The sequence below is a fragment of the Shewanella sp. GD04112 genome, from assembly GCF_029835735.1.
Lineage (GTDB): Bacteria > Pseudomonadota > Gammaproteobacteria > Enterobacterales > Shewanellaceae > Shewanella.
The window spans coordinates 2,565,671-2,584,332 of the sequence record NZ_JAOEAL010000001.1; the positions used below are offsets into that span (position 1 = coordinate 2,565,671).

Annotated in this window: 15 protein-coding genes and 3 tRNA genes; 9 read left to right on the forward strand and 9 right to left on the reverse strand. The window is 47.9% G+C overall.

What is annotated here, in order from left to right; genetic code table 11:
- Positions 1 to 115 precede the first annotated feature (115 nt).
- Positions 116 to 1,555 (forward strand): pyruvate kinase, encoded by a 1,440-nt coding sequence (pyk, locus tag N7386_RS11425; RefSeq protein WP_011717107.1) that lies wholly within the window; start codon positions 116 to 118, stop codon positions 1,553 to 1,555.
- Between the two features lie 140 nt (positions 1,556 to 1,695).
- On the opposite strand, the gene N7386_RS11430 is transcribed toward pyk, so the two are convergent.
- Both N7386_RS11430 and N7386_RS11435 read right to left on the reverse strand, forming a co-directional pair.
- Positions 1,696 to 3,975, reverse strand: coding sequence for an acyl-CoA dehydrogenase (locus N7386_RS11430; RefSeq protein ID WP_279768570.1), 2,280 nt, complete (start codon positions 3,973 to 3,975; stop codon positions 1,696 to 1,698).
- Between the two features lie 15 nt (positions 3,976 to 3,990).
- Entirely contained in the window at positions 3,991 to 4,629 is a 639-nt protein-coding gene (locus N7386_RS11435) for a TetR/AcrR family transcriptional regulator (protein WP_011622813.1), read from the reverse strand.
- Between the two features lie 218 nt (positions 4,630 to 4,847).
- Here N7386_RS11435 and N7386_RS11440 point away from each other — a divergent pair, with 218 nt between their 5' ends.
- On the forward strand, positions 4,848 to 6,707 hold the full coding sequence (locus N7386_RS11440; protein ID WP_279768573.1) for a M2 family metallopeptidase: 1,860 nt from the start codon (positions 4,848 to 4,850) through the stop codon (positions 6,705 to 6,707).
- A gap of 169 nt (positions 6,708 to 6,876) precedes the next feature.
- Here the strand turns inward: N7386_RS11440 and smrA are convergent, their stop codons facing one another.
- Positions 6,877 to 7,467: a DNA endonuclease SmrA gene (gene smrA, locus N7386_RS11445; RefSeq protein ID WP_089067744.1), complete on the reverse strand. Its 591-nt coding sequence runs from the start codon at positions 7,465 to 7,467 to the stop codon at positions 6,877 to 6,879.
- Positions 7,468 to 7,599: 132 nt separating this feature from the next.
- On the opposite strand from smrA, the gene N7386_RS11450 reads away from it, so the two are divergent.
- Positions 7,600 to 8,178 carry a hypothetical protein gene (locus tag N7386_RS11450; protein ID WP_011717111.1) on the forward strand — a complete coding sequence of 193 codons (579 nt, stop codon included), beginning with the start codon at positions 7,600 to 7,602 and terminating at the stop codon, positions 8,176 to 8,178.
- Positions 8,179 to 8,205: 27 nt separating this feature from the next.
- Positions 8,206 to 8,700, forward strand: a complete 495-nt coding sequence (locus N7386_RS11455; RefSeq protein ID WP_279768575.1) for a YchJ family protein — start codon at positions 8,206 to 8,208, stop codon at positions 8,698 to 8,700.
- A gap of 77 nt (positions 8,701 to 8,777) precedes the next feature.
- Here the strand turns inward: N7386_RS11455 and N7386_RS11460 are convergent, their stop codons facing one another.
- The 3 genes from N7386_RS11460 to N7386_RS11470 all read right to left on the reverse strand — a co-directional run bounded on the left by N7386_RS11460 (position 8,778) and on the right by N7386_RS11470 (position 12,196).
- Positions 8,778 to 10,961, reverse strand: coding sequence for an EAL domain-containing protein (locus N7386_RS11460; protein ID WP_279768577.1), 2,184 nt, complete (start codon positions 10,959 to 10,961; stop codon positions 8,778 to 8,780).
- Between the two features lie 188 nt (positions 10,962 to 11,149).
- Entirely contained in the window at positions 11,150 to 11,437 is a 288-nt protein-coding gene (locus N7386_RS11465; protein ID WP_279768579.1) for a DUF406 family protein, read from the reverse strand.
- A gap of 270 nt (positions 11,438 to 11,707) precedes the next feature.
- The gene (locus N7386_RS11470; RefSeq protein ID WP_086904921.1) at positions 11,708 to 12,196 is read right to left on the reverse strand and encodes a VC2046/SO_2500 family protein; all 489 of its coding nucleotides are present in this window, start codon (positions 12,194 to 12,196) and stop codon (positions 11,708 to 11,710) included.
- A 125-nt stretch (positions 12,197 to 12,321) separates the two neighbouring features.
- On the opposite strand from N7386_RS11470, the gene N7386_RS11475 reads away from it, so the two are divergent.
- The 3 genes from N7386_RS11475 to N7386_RS11485 all read left to right on the forward strand — a co-directional run bounded on the left by N7386_RS11475 (position 12,322) and on the right by N7386_RS11485 (position 12,745).
- Positions 12,322 to 12,406: transfer RNA gene (locus N7386_RS11475), tRNA-Tyr, on the forward strand.
- Positions 12,407 to 12,445: 39 nt separating this feature from the next.
- Positions 12,446 to 12,530 (forward strand) — tRNA-Tyr (locus N7386_RS11480).
- 130 nt (positions 12,531 to 12,660) lie between these two features.
- Positions 12,661 to 12,745, forward strand: a tRNA-Tyr gene (locus tag N7386_RS11485).
- Positions 12,746 to 12,923: 178 nt separating this feature from the next.
- On the opposite strand, the gene queE is transcribed toward N7386_RS11485, so the two are convergent.
- Positions 12,924 to 13,592 (reverse strand): 7-carboxy-7-deazaguanine synthase QueE, encoded by a 669-nt coding sequence (gene queE, locus N7386_RS11490; protein WP_248967990.1) that lies wholly within the window; start codon positions 13,590 to 13,592, stop codon positions 12,924 to 12,926.
- 188 nt (positions 13,593 to 13,780) lie between these two features.
- Between queE and queC the strand changes: the two genes are divergently transcribed.
- Together queC and rrtA are read left to right on the forward strand one after the other, a co-directional pair.
- Positions 13,781 to 14,500 (forward strand): 7-cyano-7-deazaguanine synthase QueC, encoded by a 720-nt coding sequence (gene queC / locus N7386_RS11495; RefSeq protein ID WP_279768584.1) that lies wholly within the window; start codon positions 13,781 to 13,783, stop codon positions 14,498 to 14,500.
- Positions 14,497 to 15,114 (forward strand): rhombosortase, encoded by a 618-nt coding sequence (rrtA, locus tag N7386_RS11500; protein ID WP_264888123.1) that lies wholly within the window; start codon positions 14,497 to 14,499, stop codon positions 15,112 to 15,114. The genes queC and rrtA overlap by 4 nt, the downstream gene beginning before the upstream one ends.
- Before the next feature lie 140 nt (positions 15,115 to 15,254).
- Here the strand turns inward: rrtA and uvrB are convergent, their stop codons facing one another.
- Both uvrB and N7386_RS11510 read right to left on the reverse strand, forming a co-directional pair.
- Positions 15,255 to 17,276 carry an excinuclease ABC subunit UvrB gene (gene uvrB / locus N7386_RS11505; protein WP_088212331.1) on the reverse strand — a complete coding sequence of 674 codons (2,022 nt, stop codon included), beginning with the start codon at positions 17,274 to 17,276 and terminating at the stop codon, positions 15,255 to 15,257.
- A gap of 695 nt (positions 17,277 to 17,971) precedes the next feature.
- Entirely contained in the window at positions 17,972 to 18,175 is a 204-nt protein-coding gene (locus N7386_RS11510; protein ID WP_041412641.1) for a hypothetical protein, read from the reverse strand.
- Positions 18,176 to 18,662: the final 487 nt, after the last annotated feature.

Genomic DNA, 18,662 nt, shown 5'->3' on the forward strand with positions numbered 1-18,662 from the left:
ATACCTCACAAATTTGAAACATAACTTTAGATCAATTTGATTGTAACTTTACTACATAATTTGGAATTGCATGGTAATATAGCCCCAAGATTTTTTAACTTTAACGGAGTATCTTATGTTCCGCAGAACCAAAATCGTCACCACTCTGGGCCCCGCCACTGACCGTGACGATAACTTACGCCGTATTATCGCGGCAGGTGCAAACGTTGTTCGTCTTAACTTCTCCCACGGCTCCCCCGAAGATCATCTCAAACGCGCGACTCAAGCTCGCGAAATTGCAAAAGAATTAGGTGTCCATGTTGCTATTTTAGGTGACTTACAAGGTCCTAAGATCCGTGTATCTACCTTTAAAGACAACAAGAAAGTTCAACTGAACTTAGGTCAAGCCTACATTCTGGATGCCGAGTTAGGTAAAGGCGAAGGCGACGAGAATCAAGTCGGTATCGACTATAAGCAATTGCCAGACGATGTGAATGTTGGCGATATCCTGATGCTCGACGACGGCCGCGTTCAACTGCGTGTTGAGCGCGTTGAAGGTCGTAAAGTGCACACGACTGTTACCGTTGCAGGCCCTCTATCAAACAATAAAGGGATCAACAAACAAGGTGGTGGTCTTTCGGCAGCGGCTCTGACTGAAAAAGACAAGGCAGACATTCTGACTGCGGCCATGATCCAAGTAGATTACTTAGCCGTGTCTTTCCCACGTAGCGGCGCCGATCTGGAATACGCGCGTTCTTTAGCGCAACAAGCTGGCAGTAATGCACTGATCGTCGCAAAAGTAGAACGTGCTGAAGCCGTTGCTAGCGAAGAAGCGATGGATGATGTGATTTTAGCCTCTGACGTAGTCATGGTTGCCCGTGGTGACTTAGGGGTTGAGATTGGTGACGCAGCACTGGTTGCAGTGCAGAAGAAGCTTATCGCCCGCTCTCGTCAACTGAATAAAATCGTGATCACTGCGACTCAAATGATGGAGTCAATGATTTCGAGCCCAATGCCAACTCGCGCGGAAGTCATGGACGTGGCCAACGCCGTGCTCGATGGTACTGACGCTGTGATGCTGTCTGCCGAAACCGCTGCTGGTGACTTCCCAGAAGAAACCGTTAAGGCGATGGCGAATGTGTGTATCGGTGCCGAATCTCATCCAAGCGTGAAAGTGTCTAAGCACAGATTAGATGCACGTTTCACTTCAGTTGAAGAAACGATCGCACTCTCTACTATGTATGCCGCTAACCACTTAGAAGGCGTTAAAGCGATTATTGCCTTAACTGAGTCTGGCGCAACACCTAAACTGATGTCACGTATCAGTTCATCTTTACCAATTCTTGGTTTATCACGCCATGAGACAACGCTGGCGAAGATGGCACTGTACCGTGGTGTGTTACCGATTTACTTCGACTCAACCATTTATCCTGCCGATGAGTTAGCGCAAAAAGCGTTGGAATCATTAACAGCTGCGGGTTATCTGCAGAGTGGCGACTTGGTATTAATGACCAAGGGCGATGCGATGGAAACTATCGGCGGCACTAACACTTGTAAAGTGTTGATCGTTGCATAATTTTTGCTGATTGGCGTTAGCTAGACGTAAAGAGTAAGGCTAACCGTCATCAAGCTTAAAAACAAAAACCACCTCAATTGAGGTGGTTTTTTTATATCTTGTCAGGCTAGAAACGATTGTAGTCGTGCTAGCCGATCAGATTATAAGGCTTCAAAATCATTCACATTGATGGCCGCTAAGCGCAGCTTATCGGCATGTAACAGCTTTTGATGCTCATCTTGAGTCACAGTGCCCTGCTCCAGCGCTTTAGCAAATAACACTAAGTTAGGCACTTTGGCTGGCAACTCACCGGCGCGTTGTGCTTTCTTGAGCTTCTTGTAAATCTCTTTACAGGCATATTGCGCCACGAAGGCCTGTTCAACCTCTGCAATACCACCCACGTCGCCTTCAAACTCTGGGCATAGGAAAGTAATGCGTTCACGAGCAGGACTCGGTTTTAACATGCCAGAGACCAATTCAGTCGCCATTTTATCGCTAGGCGCATTGAAATGGTTGCCGATGGGGAAAATCAGCGCACGTAGCAGCCATGCAAATGGGCGGTTCGGGAAGTTACGGATCACTTCTTCAAGCGCTTTAGCTGCTAAGTGCAAGCGATTTGCCATTACATAGCGCACCGCGGGTAAATCGTCCTGTTGACGGCCATTGTCTTCAAACAGTTTTAAGGTGGCTGAGCCTAAGTACAGCTGGCTTAACACATCTCCCATACGTGCCGACAACATTTCCTTACGCTTCAAATCGCCGCCCATGATCAGCATTGAAATATCTGTCATCAAGGCTAATGCCGATGAAATGCGCGACATGTCTTTGTAATATTGCTTGGTTTCGCCGCTAACTGGCGCACTGCCGAAACGGCTGGCAGTCAAGGCGTTGAATAAGGCACTGAACGCGTTGCGAGTGGCGTAACCCATATGGCCCATTAACAGCGAGTCGAAACGCTCGAGCGCATCGTGCTCGTTTTCCATCGCCGCGGCTTCCATTTCAGCCAACACATAAGGATGGCAACGGGTCGCACCTTGACCAAAGATCATCAAGGAACGCGTCAAAATATTCGCCCCTTCAACGGTAATCGAAATAGGATTCGACATATAAGGGTGGCCTAAGTAGTTTTTAGGTCCTAATTGGATACCCTTACCCGACTGAATATCCATCGCATCGTTCATCACCGCGCGGCCAAGTTCAGTCATGTGGAACTTAGCAATCGCCGTCACCACTGAAGGTTTAACTTTAAGATCAATACCCGTTGTGGTTAAACGGCGCGCCGCTTCCAATTGATAGGTATTAGCGATAATGCGCGCCAGCGCTTCTTGCACACCTTCAAAGTTGCCAATCGCCATACCAAATTGCTGACGCACATAGCTGTAAGCCGTGGTGGTTTTGGTCGCCATATGGCCAGAAGCGGTAGCCAATGCAGGCAGAGAAATACCGCGACCCGCCGATAAACATTCAACCAGCATACGCCAGCCTCTGCCCGCAAACTCAGGACCACCGATAATCCAATCCAGCGGAATAAAGACTTCTTCGCCCTTAGTAGTCCCGTTCATAAACGCCATGTTAAGCGGATTATGACGACGCCCAATCACCACACCAGGATGATCAGTAGGGATCAAGGCGCAGGTAATACCTAAATTCTTTTTATCGCCAAGCAAACCATCAGGGTCGCGCATCTGGAAGGCTAAACCTAATACGGTTGCCACAGGTGCGAGGGTGATATAACGCTTGTCCCAGGTTAATTTCAGGCCTAAAACTTCTTCACCGTTAAACTCACCACGGCAAACAATACCCACATCGGGGATAGCGCCCGCATCACTACCGGCTTCAGGGCCAGTTAATGCAAAGCATGGGATCTCATCACCCTTGGCTAATGCAGGTAACCAGCGCTCCTTTTGCTCTTTGGTACCATAATGAGTCAAAAGCTCACCTGGGCCTAATGAGTTTGGAACCATCACAGTGACCGCGGCACTCACACTGCGGCTGGCTAATTTACTCACAATCGTCGAGTTGGCGTAGGCAGAAAACGCACGACCACCAAACTTTTTCGGGATGATCAGTGCAAAGAAGCCTTCTTTTTTAAAGTAGTCCCACAGCTCTGGTGGCAAATCCTTACGATTATGCACGATATCAAAATCATCGATCATCTTCAGGGCGGTCATCACCTGATTATCGATAAAGTCTTTCTCTTCAGCCGTAAGAGTGGGTTTACCGTAACTGTGCAGGGTATTCCAATTCGGATTACCGCGGAATAGCTCGCCTTCCCACCACACATCACCCGCTTCCATCGCTTCGCGCTCGGTATCGGATAATGGCGGTAATACTTTTTTAAAGAAGTGAAACACAGGCTGGGTGATAAATTGCATCCGAAGGCTCTTTACTGCAAACAGTGCAATAATCGCAATCAGGGCAATAATTATAATCGTCAACATAATCAAGACCTTTTATTAAGAAGCCACGGGGACTGATACGCCCGCAGCCATGTAGGGGATCACTTTACGGATCACGGCTTCGATGTCGTTATGCTCACCAAATTCGGCCGCGGCAATATCATTGAGCGCATCGGCTGACGCCATGGTGAAAACAATCGTGCCTAGGGTAAAGTGTAAGCGCCAAAACATTTCAGCAGGAGGAATATGCGGTGCACTGGCCGAAACAGCTTTTACAAAGGTGTCTAAATGCTGCCCATAATGGGTGGTGATAAACCAACGCAGGTGCCCTTGGCTTTCAATGTAACCGCGACCGAGCAATTGTAGGAAAATTGTCGTGCCTTCGGTGCGCAGCTCGTTCAAATCCAATAATGGATCGACTAACGCAGAGAAAATCTCCTCTAACGAAGCCTGTGTTGGCGCAGTATGTAAACGTTTTATGGCCGTCGATGCGGCGGGCATAAACACGTCTAAATAGCGGGCTAACACGGCGCGGATTAACTCTTTTTTAGAGCCAAAGTGATAGTTCACCGAGGCTAAGTTAACCTCCGCCTTGCTCGTGATAAGTCGCAATGACGTCTCAGAAAACCCCCTTTCGGCAAATAGCTTCTCTGCGGCATCAAGTATTCTAGTTTTTGTATCGGATCGACTTGCCATTCCGTGACCTTGAATTAATTTAAAACACTCGTTTAAATTAAACATTGGTATGGGAGTTGTCAAACGAAAAATGGCCAAATAAGCTGCGCCTTGCTGACATGGATTAACAGGCCACTCACATCCGTTGCAAAAAACCATGAAAAGTCATCAAGTCCTGTGCAAAAAACACTGTGCTTAGGTAGAATGCTTAACACAAAAACAACAAAGGACTGCAATACATGGCTATTCTATTGAATCGTCCCACCACTCTTGCGCTCACCATAGCACTAACCTTAGGCCTAACCGCCTGTAATGATGCCCAAAGCAAGGCCGAAACCACTGCAGCACCTGCTGCAACTAATGCTGCGCCCGATAAAGCTCAGGCCATCGCCTTTATTCAAGATGCTGAAGCCCAGATGGCGCAGCTCTCTATCGAAGCGAATCGCGCCGAATGGATTTACAGTAACTTCATCACCGAAGATACCGCTGCACTTTCGGCCGCAGTCGGTGAAAAAGTCAGTGCCGCGTCGGTAAAATTTGCCACCGAAGCTGCCAAGTACGCCAATGTGGAACTCGATCCAGCCAATGCGCGCAAACTGAATATTCTGCGCAGCGCACTCGTGTTACCTGCGCCGCTTGATCCCGCCAAAAATGCTGAGCTGGCGCAAATCAGCTCCGAGCTCAATGGACTCTATGGTAAAGGCAAATACTGTTTCGCCGATGGCAAGTGTATGACCCAGCCAGAGCTGTCGAGCCTGATGGCGGAATCGCGTGACCCAGCCAAACTGCTTGAGGCATGGAAAGGTTGGCGCGAAATTGCAAAACCGATGCGCCCACTATTTCAACGTGAAGTTGAACTCGCCAACGAAGGTGCAAAAGATCTAGGTTACGCTAACCTCTCTGAGTTATGGCGCAGCCAATACGATATGAAACCCGATGAATTTTCACAGGAGTTAGATCGTTTATGGGGACAAGTTAAGCCCCTCTATGAATCCCTGCATTGTTACGTTCGCGGCGAGCTGAATAACGAATACGGTGATGCCATCGCGCCAAAAACCGGCCCTATTCCCGCACACTTACTGGGAAATATGTGGGCGCAGCAATGGGGCAATGTGTACGATCTCGTCGCCCCTGACGATGCCGATCCTGGCTATGATGTGACGGAATTGCTCGAGCAGAAGGGCTATGATGAACACAAGATGGTTAAACAGGCCGAAAGCTTTTTCACCTCGTTAGGCTTTGCGCCGCTGCCAGACAGTTTCTGGAGTCGCTCTTTATTCTTGCAACCCAAGGATCGTGATGTCGTTTGTCATGCCTCGGCGTGGGATTTGGATAACCTCGACGATATTCGCATCAAGATGTGTATCCAGAAAACCGCTGAAGACTTTACCGTTATTCACCACGAGCTTGGACACAACTTCTATCAACGTGCCTATAAACAGCAGCCTTTCCTGTTTAAAAACAGTGCCAATGATGGTTTCCATGAGGCCATTGGTGACACGATCGCGCTATCTATTACCCCAAGCTATCTAAAACAGATTGGCTTGCTCGAAGATGTGCCCGATGCTTCTAAGGATATTGGCTTACTGCTGAAACAAGCTTTAGATAAAATCGCCTTCCTGCCCTTTGGTTTGATGATTGACCAGTGGCGCTGGAAAGTCTTTAGCGGTGAAATCACTCCAGCGCAGTATAACCAAGCCTGGTGGGAATTAAGAGAGAAATACCAAGGCGTTAAGGCGCCAACGGACCGCAGCGAAGCCGATTTTGATCCAGGTGCCAAGTACCATGTGCCCGGTAACGTGCCTTATACGCGCTACTTCCTCGCGCATATTCTGCAATTCCAGTTCCATAAGGCACTGTGTGATACCGCCGGCGATAAAGGACCTGTACACAGATGCAGTATTTATGGCAATCAAGCCGCTGGGGAAAAACTCAATAAAATGTTAGAGCTAGGTGCAAGTCAACCTTGGCCAGTTGCTTTAAAAGAAGTGACAGGTACTGAGGGAATGGATGCCAAAGCCGTACTCGATTATTTTGCGCCGCTTAAAACCTGGCTCGATGAGCAAAACACAGCGGCGAATCGTCAATGTGGTTGGTAATTAAAACCATGACGGAATGAAGCCTCTGACGTCAGTAACACCTAGGCTCTTAGGTGTGAAAATGTAACCGATAAAAATGCCCAACGATGTTGGGCATTTTCTTTTAAGCTTCGGCATTAATAACGAACGCGAGTAACAATCAGATAAAATCAATGCGTTCAGAAGCCTATTAACGCCAACCCATTCCCTTACGATTTGCCTCTTTGTTCTCAATCTTAAGCTGTTCGGATTTAGTGAGCATCACATACAAGGCGCCCGTGCCGCCCTGCTCGGTTTTCGCCGAATGATAGGCCAGCACCATATCAAGTTGAGACAACCAATGGCAGACGGCAGATTTCAACAGACCAGCCACGGGTTTACTGTTATGACCCTTACCATGGATAAGCATGACGCAGCGTTCCCCATGGGCCTGCGCCGCTAACAGATAATTGAGCAACGCATCACGGGCCTGACTTAAACGGTAGGCATGTACATCTAATTCCATCTTAATGCTGTACTGCCCTAGCCTTAAGCGCTTAAACACTGCCCCTTGCACCCCTTCGCGCTTAAAACTGGCAATATCATCGGGCGCTATTATCGGGATCAAACTCAAATCCAAGGGCATACAGGCTAAATAAGCCTCGCGTTGCAACGCATCACGGCGCTGAAGTTGCTCCTCCGTTAGTGCCTTAGGCTGCAAATTCACCGCTTTCACATCACCCTTAAGTGGCACAACCCCCGCCATTTCTTCAAAAAACAGTGCTGATTCATCATCTAGCATGGCAAGCTCCTCCACTCTTAACGCTCAGTGTGTACTTTTAGAACAGAAACACACTTTGTAAACATTCAACCCTTTAGTTCAGCGGGCACCTCCATTATAGTGGCGCCATGAATGCTTGATTAGAATAATGTAATGAGATTTTTGCTGCTAGCCCTGATATGCCTATTGTCGCTTCCAAGTTTTGCAACTCCTGCAAAAGCCAAAACAACCATGACAACCGATCAGCTGATCAATGCTAATTATCCGCTGTTCACTAAAGCATTTACTGAGCTTGCCCCCGAAGTCACCGCAGAGATTTATGCGAAAGATGCAAGCTATCTCTCTGAAAGCCAAAGTAAAGAAATCTATTATGGCCGCGACAGTATCGTTGCTATTTACCAACGTTTTTTCGATAAAATCCGCAATAAAAAGGCCCGTATCGATATCGATTTCCGGGTGCTCAACCGTAAGCTTTCGGGCAACAGCGCGTTCGACACTGGCTATTATTTAGTGCGTTTTTACCCCGCAGAAGAAACTGGCGAACCAGTGAGTGAATTTGCTGGCAAATTTGTGATTGGCACCCAAAAAGACTCTCAGCAGCGCTGGAACGTCACACTGGATATGAATAACCGTGCCGAACCCAGTTTCTATTTGAATGCCAAACCTGTACCCAATCTTTACTATGGCCGCCAGTTCCCTCCATTACCGGACAGCCAAAAGAAAAAGCAGTAATCTATTATATTTTAAAGCATTACCATTATGACACACGACAAAACCTGCCCTTGCGGCAGCCAAAAAATCTATCAAGATTGCTGTCAAATACTGCATCTAGGGCTCGATTCAGGAGCACAACTGGCGACGAGTTCTGAGCAATTAATGCGCTCTCGCTACTGCGCTTTTGTGTTGAAAAATTTTGATTACATTATCAAAACACACCATGCAGCTTACCTCGATGGCTTAACCCTTGAGCAGCTCCAACAAGGCCCTCATCCCCAATGGTTAGGGCTCGATGTATTATCCGCCAATGACACTACCCAGCCCGATGGCAGCAAGTTCGGTACTGTGACCTTTAAGGCCTGGTATAAAATGAGTGGCGAGATTGATGCCATTTACGAGCGCTCTGAGTTTATCTTCGAGCAAGGTCGTTGGTTTTACACTAAAGGCCATCAAATGCATGCCAAATTACCGGGGCGCAATGATCCTTGCGTCTGCCACAGCGGTAAGAAGTTTAAGCAGTGCTGCATGAAGGGTTAACCTAGTCCACAGATAACAAAAGGCAATCGATTGATTGCCTTTTGTTTTTATATCTCCTGTACGACTAATCTGAATGGTTAATGCGTGACAAGATTAGGTTCTTTTGCCGCCAATAAGAATTGCGCAAATTCGGGCTCTCGCAACGCAGGACTGTATAAATACCCCTGCGCCTGATGGCAAAAACTCTTGGCTAAAAACGCCTCCTGCTCGGCGGTTTCAACCCCTTCGGCGGTCAAGGAAATATTAAGCGCGCTTGCCATCGCAATAATGGCCGAGACGATTTCTTGGCTTTCGCGGCTAATGGTGAGATCGGAGATAAAGGAGCGGTCGATTTTTAACTTACTGATCGGGAATTGTTTAAGATAGCGCATCGAGCTGTAGCCCGTACCAAAGTCATCGATGGCCAGCCCCACACCCAGCTCTGCCAATTCCTGACATAAGAGCGTGGCATGGCGAATGTCACCCATTAATTCCGTCTCGGTGATCTCAAGGATCAGGGTTTTAGGCTTTAAACGATAGCGCGTCAGCAGTTGCCAGACTTGCTCATACAGGTTTCCGCTAAAAAACTGCCGCGCCGACACGTTAACATGCATGCTTAAATCGGCATTATGGTGTTGCCATATATTCAATTGTCGGCACGCGGCCTCAAGCACCCAGCTGCCAATGGCGTTGATCATCCCAGATTGCTCGGCAATATCGATAAAGGCGCCGGGATACAGCACACCTTTTTTCGGGTGATGCCAACGGATCAAGGCTTCGGCACCGATATAGGTTTTCTGCTCCAGATCCCGTAAGGGCTGATAATAGAGTTCGAATTGACGGCCGCGAATGGCGCTATGCAAATCACGCTCGATTTGCGCATCTTCCTTAAAGGCGCTGAGCAAGGTGCTGTTAAACACTTGAATAGCTGTACCCTTTTTCTTCTTCGCGTATTGCACCGCAATATCGGCGCAGGTCAGCGGCGCGAACAGATTGGCCACCGAGGCGATATCGACAACCGCTAGTGCAGGTTTAGGTTCGATTTGCTCACGACCGATTAAAATCGGCATGGCTAAATGCTGATATAGACGGGTACTGAAATAATCCAGATCGTAAACCGCGTTATCATCGGTGAGCAACACGGCAAACTCGTCGCTACCGACGCGGGCAATTTCGGTTGCCTTATTAATTTCAGAAAAATGTTTTAAGCGCCGGCCAATTTCAATCAGCAAGCTGTCGCCATTTTCGTGACCATAGGTATCGTTGAAACGCTTAAAGGCGACTAAATCGACCAACAGCAATAATCCATTGGTGGTGCGCTCCAATACGCGATTGAAGTGACTACGATTATTCAGCCCAGTGAGGCTACAACGCCAGGCTAAACGCTCAAGCTCCGCCTTATAGTTGTGCTCATCTGTGCTTTCTTCGCCGGAGACTAAGGCGTAATGATTGCCGCGATCGGTGATAAATTGGCTGACCACATACTTGAGCCAGTAGCGACTGCCATCGGCTCGATTAAATTGCACTTCGCCTTTAGCCTGCTCGCCTCTGAAAATTTTAGCCAAGGTCTGCTCGGCTAATTCACTGTGCTGCTTAAAGAAACTTAACTCGCGTAAATTAGTGCCTATGCTTTTTTCACGCGCTAAGCCAGTGATCTCCTCGTGGGCTTGATTCACGTATTCCACTTTTTCGGTGTGCAGGTTAATCAGCATGCTCATTTGACGAGACTGCTCGGTGGCACAGCGAAACAGGCTTAAGCGCTCTTCTTTATCATAGGTATGTTTGGTGGCCAGCGTGAGGGCCAGTTGATCGGCCATTTGGCAGGCAAGGTGAATTTCGCTGTCGTGCCAATGGTGAGTCAGTTGCGCTCGCTCAAGGCAAAGCACGCCTTCGAGATGGCCATTAATGCGAATGCCAATCTCGAGACTAGATAAAATTTGCCGAGGGATAAAATAGTTATCGACTAACTCAGTCAAGCGCGGATCGATAAGCGTATTACTCGCATCGATATGGCGATGATTTTTGAGTTCATCTAAATAGCGTGGCAGCGTCTGCAACTGCGAAGGACGATGAGTGTCTTGTAGGGCCATAGCGCCAAATTGCGCTACCAGGGATTGGCTCGATTGATCGGCGGAAAAAATCCATACCGACACCAGAGAAACGGCTAAATTTTGGCAAAGTAGCTCAGTGGCTAACTCTGCGGTCTTAGTAAAATCACCCTGCTGTTTAGCCGTGGAATGCACTAAAGACTCTAATAAATGCTGATGCTGACGTCGCTTCACTCTGATCCCTACAAAACTTCGTGTTGGGTAAAACGGTACTGCTGCGACTAACACACTAAAGAAGCGTGTTAATAGAGCCTATTTATCTTTATTTTTGTTGATGCAGATTACACTATCTACATTTAAAACAGCAACATCGGCCACACTTTATTACAAATTAACGCTAACGGACTTCACGGTCGCTTGCATCATAGGCCATTCTCTAATTGGAAAATCATTTTCTCGACACTCACATCGAAGACCAGCTTGAGGGTAACACCCGCTTCATCCTGCACAATATTCCCTTGGGTTTGGCTAAAACGCGCTTGAGCCCGCTCCAACATCTTAGTCGCTTCGACCTCAGCCTCTGCACACGCGAAGGATAACTCCAGCACTGTATCCTGCTCATCAATCACAGCGCCAATATCCACAAAACTGCCGCAATCGGTGCAAGTGTCGTTCACGGTAGCCGCTTGTCCTGCAATGATACCTTTCATCTGTTTTTCCTCTCTAATCGCTGTAAGGGTGATGCATCAACTTAAACCAGCATCATTAACGCCTTATTATAGGTAACAGTGGCGGCAGAGACTCAGCTTTAGCTCACGCTTATTATTGTGCATCGACACAGTTGACGGCTATTTGGCCAACAAGTTCCTTTAATCCCTAGCATTGCTTTAAAAGACAGAATCTTGCTTAACAGCCCGATAGCGACTTGGAGGCAAGACGACTTGGAGGCAAGACGACTTGGAGGCAAGACGACATACAGGCTAGGCGCTGGCCAATAACGGCACTAAGTTACGTTGAATCGCCAGTTGATCGGCAAAATGCATGACGTCCATTTTCGGGGAGGGTAACTGGCCACGTTGGCGCAGACGTGTGGTGAGATCGCAATTGCTTAAGGCTTCGGCCATTGCGATAGGCTCACCACCGCGGATCACTAATGCCTCTGGGCGCAATGCCTGTTGCAGTTGAAACGCCCTCGCCCCTTGCTCAGCAAAAACAGCACTATTGTCGGTAACCTTGTTATCCGTCGATAAATCCGCCACAAGCGCTTGCTTGGGGGGTAACTCGAACTGACGTTGTAATTTTTCTGCATTATCGAGTTCTTTTTGCCATTGAAACTGCGCCATGTCTCTCGCGTCTGCAGACAATAGCGACAGCAACAGGGCGAACTCTCCTCGCCTGTTGTGTTCGATTGCCGCATTTAAGCGGGAGCCAATTTGGGCTTCGTTGATTAAAGGAACATCGATCTGCATAAAAAAACATCATTAAAACAACTCGTTGTTAGTTAATCGACCAGTTGAACCAGAACTTTAGGAAAATTTTCATATTTAGACTTTACATGCCAAACGTTTCTGACTACTATGGCGGCCGCAATTGAGGAGGGGTTCCCGAGTGGCCAAAGGGATCAGACTGTAAATCTGACGGCTCCGCCTTCGAAGGTTCGAATCCTTCTCCCTCCACCATTTGCACTAACAATTAGCGATGCTATAAAAGATACTCGTGGAGGGGTTCCCGAGTGGCCAAAGGGATCAGACTGTAAATCTGACGGCTCCGCCTTCGAAGGTTCGAATCCTTCTCCCTCCACCACTTTTATCTTATGTGGTTCGTCAATCGTTAGTCTGTTGTACACTTGCTTTACCCTTAAATCCGGCCAAGATTTAAGATAACTTTTAAATCAGACTCGATGAGTCAGACTTAAAAGTTGAAGAAAATATGTGGAGGGGTTCCCGAGTGGCCAAAGGGATCAGACTGTAAATCTGACGGCTCCGCCTTCGAAGGTTCGAATCCTTCTCCCTCCACCACTTCTTTCTCATCCCACTCTTTATGCCGCTTTATTTCCCAGTTTTTTTCTAGCACTCCAGCTTATCCAAAATTATTTTTATCGCTTACTTAAAACAATTGTCTTTAATCCATAGATTTTGCTGATAAAAAACGCCCCATTCGGAGCGTTAGAGAAGAGTACATAGCGCTAAGTGGCGATTAATCGATATTCAAGTACTTATGGGTCTGAATCGATAAACGCCAGTTGCGGGCAATACACACCTTCATGGCTAATTCCGTCGCCCTTGGTTTTTGGCTGATCGGTTGCAGACAAATCGTTTTCGCTGACACATCAATCCCTTTGAGTAACTCATCGAGTTCGTCGATATGATTTTCGGTCGCTATCGGGTGCTTAATCTCGTTGGCGCGGATCAAGGCCTGCGCTAACACCTGATAACCACCCTTCATATTGATCTTGGGCGAAACAGTTACCCAGGTATCAGCATCGCACTTCACCTCAAAGGTGCCACTGGTCTCGATTTGAGTGGCAAAACCGGCTGCATGAAGCGTGTGAGTTAATTCATTCAGATCGTACATACAAGGCTCACCACCTGTGATCACCACATGGCGCGCCGTGTATCCCTTAGCGTTAAACGCCTCAATAAGACTCTGCGCCGTATGATTCGCCCAGCGCCCCACGGAGCCATCGACGGTGATCACTTGTTCGGGTGACACCTTATTTTCCTCAAGCAGATCCCAAGTCTGTTTCGTATCACACCAAGCACATCCCACAGGGCAACCCTGTAAACGTACAAAAATGGCGGGCACTCCGGTAAAGACACCTTCACCTTGAATGGTTTCAAAGACTTCGTTGACTGGGTAATTCATGCTAGCGTTCCGTTTTTCTGGGGCGGCATTTATAGAGGATTTTAGCTGCAGCTGCAAGTTTTTACCGCCTCAGCCATTGTGATACCAAGTGCCGCATCCCCGGCGCCACGCGCCAGCAAAGAGTTTGCAAGCCCTAGCGCCTGAGTTACACTTACGCCCTATTTTATGTGTCAATTTAAGTGGATCCTATGTCAGCAGCATCAGTTTCAAAGGTGGTAGTGGTTTTCAGTGGCGGACAAGACTCAACGACTTGTCTTATTCAAGCCTTAACTCAGTTTGATGAAGTCCACGGGATCACCTTCGATTATGGTCAGCGTCACCGTGAAGAAATTGAAGTTGCTAAATTCCTCGCCAAGCGCTTAAAGATCACTAGCCATAAAGTGATGGATGTAAGCTTACTCAATGAGTTAGCGATTTCTGCCCTCACCCGAGATGCGATCCCCGTATCCCACGAATTAATGGAAAATGGCTTACCCAACACCTTTGTGCCCGGCCGCAATATCCTGTTTTTGACTTTGGCGGGGATCTACGCCTATCAATTAGGGGCCGAGGCGATTATTACCGGTGTCTGCGAAACCGATTTTTCCGGTTATCCCGACTGTCGCCACGACTTTGTGCGCGCGATGGAATCGGCACTGATGCAAGGCATGGATAAAAAGCTTGAGATCATCACGCCATTAATGTGGCTCAACAAAGCCCAAACCTGGGCGCTGGCCGATAAATATCAGCAGCTCGATTTGGTTCGCCACCATACCCTGACCTGTTATAACGGCATTGTCGGCGATGGTTGCGGTGATTGCCCAGCCTGCCATCTTCGCAAACGGGGCTTAGAGGATTACCTGCAAAATAAAGCAGAGGTGATGGCCTCGCTGGACAAGGCAACTGAAACGGGTAAACCGCAGGCGTGAGACTGGTAACGTTAAAAAAACTCGGCCCCTATTGGCTGGCGCTTATCGTCAGTCTGCTCTGTGCGCTCTTGTATGTTGCGGGACTTTTTACCCCGAGCATAGATAACCTGCTCGCCTATCGCCGCAGCGCCATCAGTGACGGCCAGTGGTGGCGTCTACTCACAGGCAATCTGCTGCATACCAATCATTGGCACCTGCTGATGAATCTCGCGGGATTATGGGTAGTGTTGTTTTTGCACCACTTTCATTACCGACTTAACGGATTAACCGCGCTGTTTGTCCTGCTTTGTCTGTTTGAAGGCATTGGCCTATATCTGGGTTATCCGCAACTCTTAGGCTATGTGGGGCTGAGTGGCATGTTACACGGGCTATTCACCTTTGGTGCAGTGCAGGATATTCGCCGCAAAATGCGCTCGGGTTATCTGCTGTTGCTCGGCGTGATAGTTAAAGTCGGCCATGAACAATTTTATGGTGCCAGTGATGATGTGACCGCAATGATTGGTGCACGCGTGGCCACTGAGGCGCATTTAGTCGGCCTGATCTGCGGCTTAGTCTGCGCGCTTATGGTGTTTGTGTACCAACGAAGCAGATTAGCCAAGGAAACGTCGCGCTAATACCTACTATTTTGATTAATTCATACAATAAAAAGCCGCCTCACATTGTTGTGTTGGCGGCTTTTTATTAAGTAGTTAACTTGGTATCTGCTTGATTAACATCGCAGTCCTACGTCTAACAAGCTAAGACTCTGATTTAGTTAGGCGGTGATCAGCAACTCCCGTAAACGTTTCACCTCATCACGCAGGGCCGCTGCCTGTTCAAACTCCAAGTTACGCGCATGTTCATGCATTTGCTTCTCGAGCTTGTCGATATCATGGCTCAGCTGCGCCGCATCGGCTTGATAACGTTTGGCTTTAGGTTCAGCCACTTTACCCAGTGACGCTTGGCGATAACCCTTTTCAGTGTCTCTGCCATCATCCACATCCATCACATCGGTAATACGCTTGACCACGCCTTTTGGCACTATGCCATGCTCAAGGTTGTAGGCATGCTGCTTCTCACGACGACGCTCGGTTTCACCCATCGCCTTGGCCATCGATTGGGTGATCCTATCCGCATAGAGGATAACCTTGCCATTGACGTTACGTGCGGCGCGACCTATGGTCTGAATAAGCGAGCGCTCCGAACGTAAAAAGCCTTCCTTATCGGCATCAAGAATACAGACTAAGGAAACTTCGGGCATGTCTAAACCTTCACGCAGCAAGTTGATGCCGACCAGCACATCAAACTTACCGAGGCGCAGATCGCGAATGATCTCCACCCGCTCCACGGTATCGATGTCCGAGTGCAAATAACGCACTTTGACACCGTGTTCATCGAGGTATTCGGTTAAATCCTCGGACATACGTTTAGTTAAGGTGGTGACAAGTACCCGCTCATTAACGGCAACGCGCTTGGCCACCTCGGAGAGTAAATCGTCCACTTGAATGCTGACCGGGCGCACTTCCAACTCGGGATCGAGCAAACCCGTTGGCCGAACCACTTGCTCAACAATCTCACCGCCACTCTTATCCAGCTCGTAAGGGTTTGGTGTTGCCGACACATAAATGGTCTGCGGCATCAGTTGCTCAAACTCTTCAAACTTCAGCGGCCGGTTATCGAGCGCCGAAGGCAAACGGAAGCCATATTCCACAAGCGTGGTTTTACGGGAGCGGTCCCCCTTATACATGGCGCCAATTTGCGGCACAGTGACGTGGGACTCGTCGATAATCAACAAACCATCGGCGGGTAAATAATCGAGCAAGGTTGGCGGTCCCTCACCCGGTGCACGACCCGACAAGTAGCGTGAGTAGTTTTCAATACCGGAGCAATAACCCAGTTCGACCATCATCTCGATATCGTATTGCACCCGCTCGTGGATCCGCTGCGCTTCAATCAACTTATTGTTGTCGAGTAAATACTGCTTGCGCTCACGTAGCTCTTCTTTAATTGACTCGGTCGCTTCGAGGATTTTTTCCCGCGGCGTCACATAGTGGGTTTTCGGATACACAGTGGTGCGCGCAATGCGCTTAACTATCTGCCCCGTTAACGGGTCAAACTCGCTTAAACGTTCAATTTCATCGTCAAACAGCTCTACCCGAATACCGTAGCGATCCGAGTCGGCGGGGAAAATATCGATGACTTCTCCACGGGCGCGGAAGGTACCGCGCTGCAACTCGAGATCGTTGCGAGTATATTGCAGTTCACTCAAGCGCTTAAGAATATCCCGCTGTCCCATGGTATCGCCCTGGCGTAGGTGTAAGAGCATCTTCATGTAGGAATCGGGATCGCCAAGACCGTAAATTGCCGATACAGAGGCAATCAAGACCACATCCTTACGCTCCAGCAGCGCTTTCGTGGCCGAGAGACGCATTTGCTCGATATGGGCGTTCACCGACGCATCCTTTTCAATAAAGGTGTTCGATGCGGGTACGTAGGCTTCTGGCTGGTAATAGTCGTAATAAGAGACGAAGTACTCCACCGCATTATTGGGGAAAAACTCTTTCATCTCGCCATAAAGCTGCGCCGCCAGTGTCTTGTTTGGCGCCATAATAATCGTCGGGCGCCCAAGCTGGGCTATCACATTGGCGATGGTGAACGTCTTACCCGAGCCCGTCACCCCCAAAAGGGTTTGACAAGCTAGGCCAGATTCGAGGCCATCGACCAACTTGGCGATGGCCGTGGGCTGATCCCCTGCGGGGGCGAATTGGGATTCAAGCTGAAAAACAGATTCTGACACGCGAACATATCCTTGTGGTTAGTCGACTCATTCTAATCAAGTCGTCCATTAAGCTCCAGCAGTTATCCTTCTTAAACCATGAGTACAGATTTGCACTAGCTCAAGTAAATGACAGTTTGATGGACAGAAAGTGAAACTTTTTGACCACGAGGTTTTAATGCTCAAATTGGCGATAAAACGCCCTAAAACTCAGGAGAAATGCCAAATTAATACACAAGAGTTGACTTTCACTTGCTTACAAAATTGCAACCTGAATCGACTCCAAAAAAGATAAGACTTGCAATTATTATCTATCTGAAAAATATGGCTTAATATTTTTATCGCCAAAATAGTGCAATTTAAGTCCATCGCCCGCACGGCAAGGCTTTGCTGCCTGTTTCAAGCCGCAACTCACAGGGTTATCCACAGAATTTGTTGATAAGTCGAAATAAGTGAGAAACCATGCGGGATTGAGGAGTATTTCACCCTAGCGTCAGCTGATGGACGGCTTTGGTAATTTAATTACATTTGATAAATGTTACTACTTGTTACGACCTAGAGCATTCGAAAAATCTGATACATGTCCAACTGTTAGGCTTTAACCTTGGCATTGCAGCATAAAATGACAGCGTTTACCCATTCACGACGTATTAATGTGGGCAAAGCCTTTATATAAGGCTCGTTCTCCTGATTGATCACCGCTGCGGATAACTGCGCTAAATTAAGTCCTCTGCCAACGCGGCGGCAAAAAGTGCTTCATCCGCCGATGCAACCACAAAGAGGATTTCGGCTAAGTCTTGGATTTTTTGAAAATCAGGGTCATCTAAGTGCATGGATAATTCGCGGTATTGACGCAGTACATCTAAGGTCAACGGTTCCTGAAGTAAGGCTTCCGCTTGCGCTAATCGACTCATTGCCATGGTTATCACCTCTCGGGATGTTTTCGATGCCACCTATATTGTTAAAAATGGCGTCTATCTGTCGCTATAGGGATAATGTGAAGTGTCTTGGGTTATCGCTTTACCCATTGCTTTGCATCGGCACAAAGGTCAAATTGAATGCCGCATACTCAATTCGACCTCAATAGTGCAGTTTCGTTGCCACGAATTTGAACTTTATCTAGTTAAGACCGAGCTTTTAGAAATTTCAAATTAACCATTAACCCCAATAACTGCTGTCAATTTAATCAATTAAGCCTTTTGGGGATTTTTACCGACGGATAAAAGCCAACTGAGTTTGGATGTTTGCATACGCTATCTTACGAAAACATAAGTTATTTCTTCATCAAAATGCTGATTTCTACACCGCAATGCACATTAGATGAGCACTTAACAGCATAATTACACTTTTTTTAGTAACTCGAGTTGACTCATCCCACAGAGCGTTTTACTATGCGCTCCGTTCTCA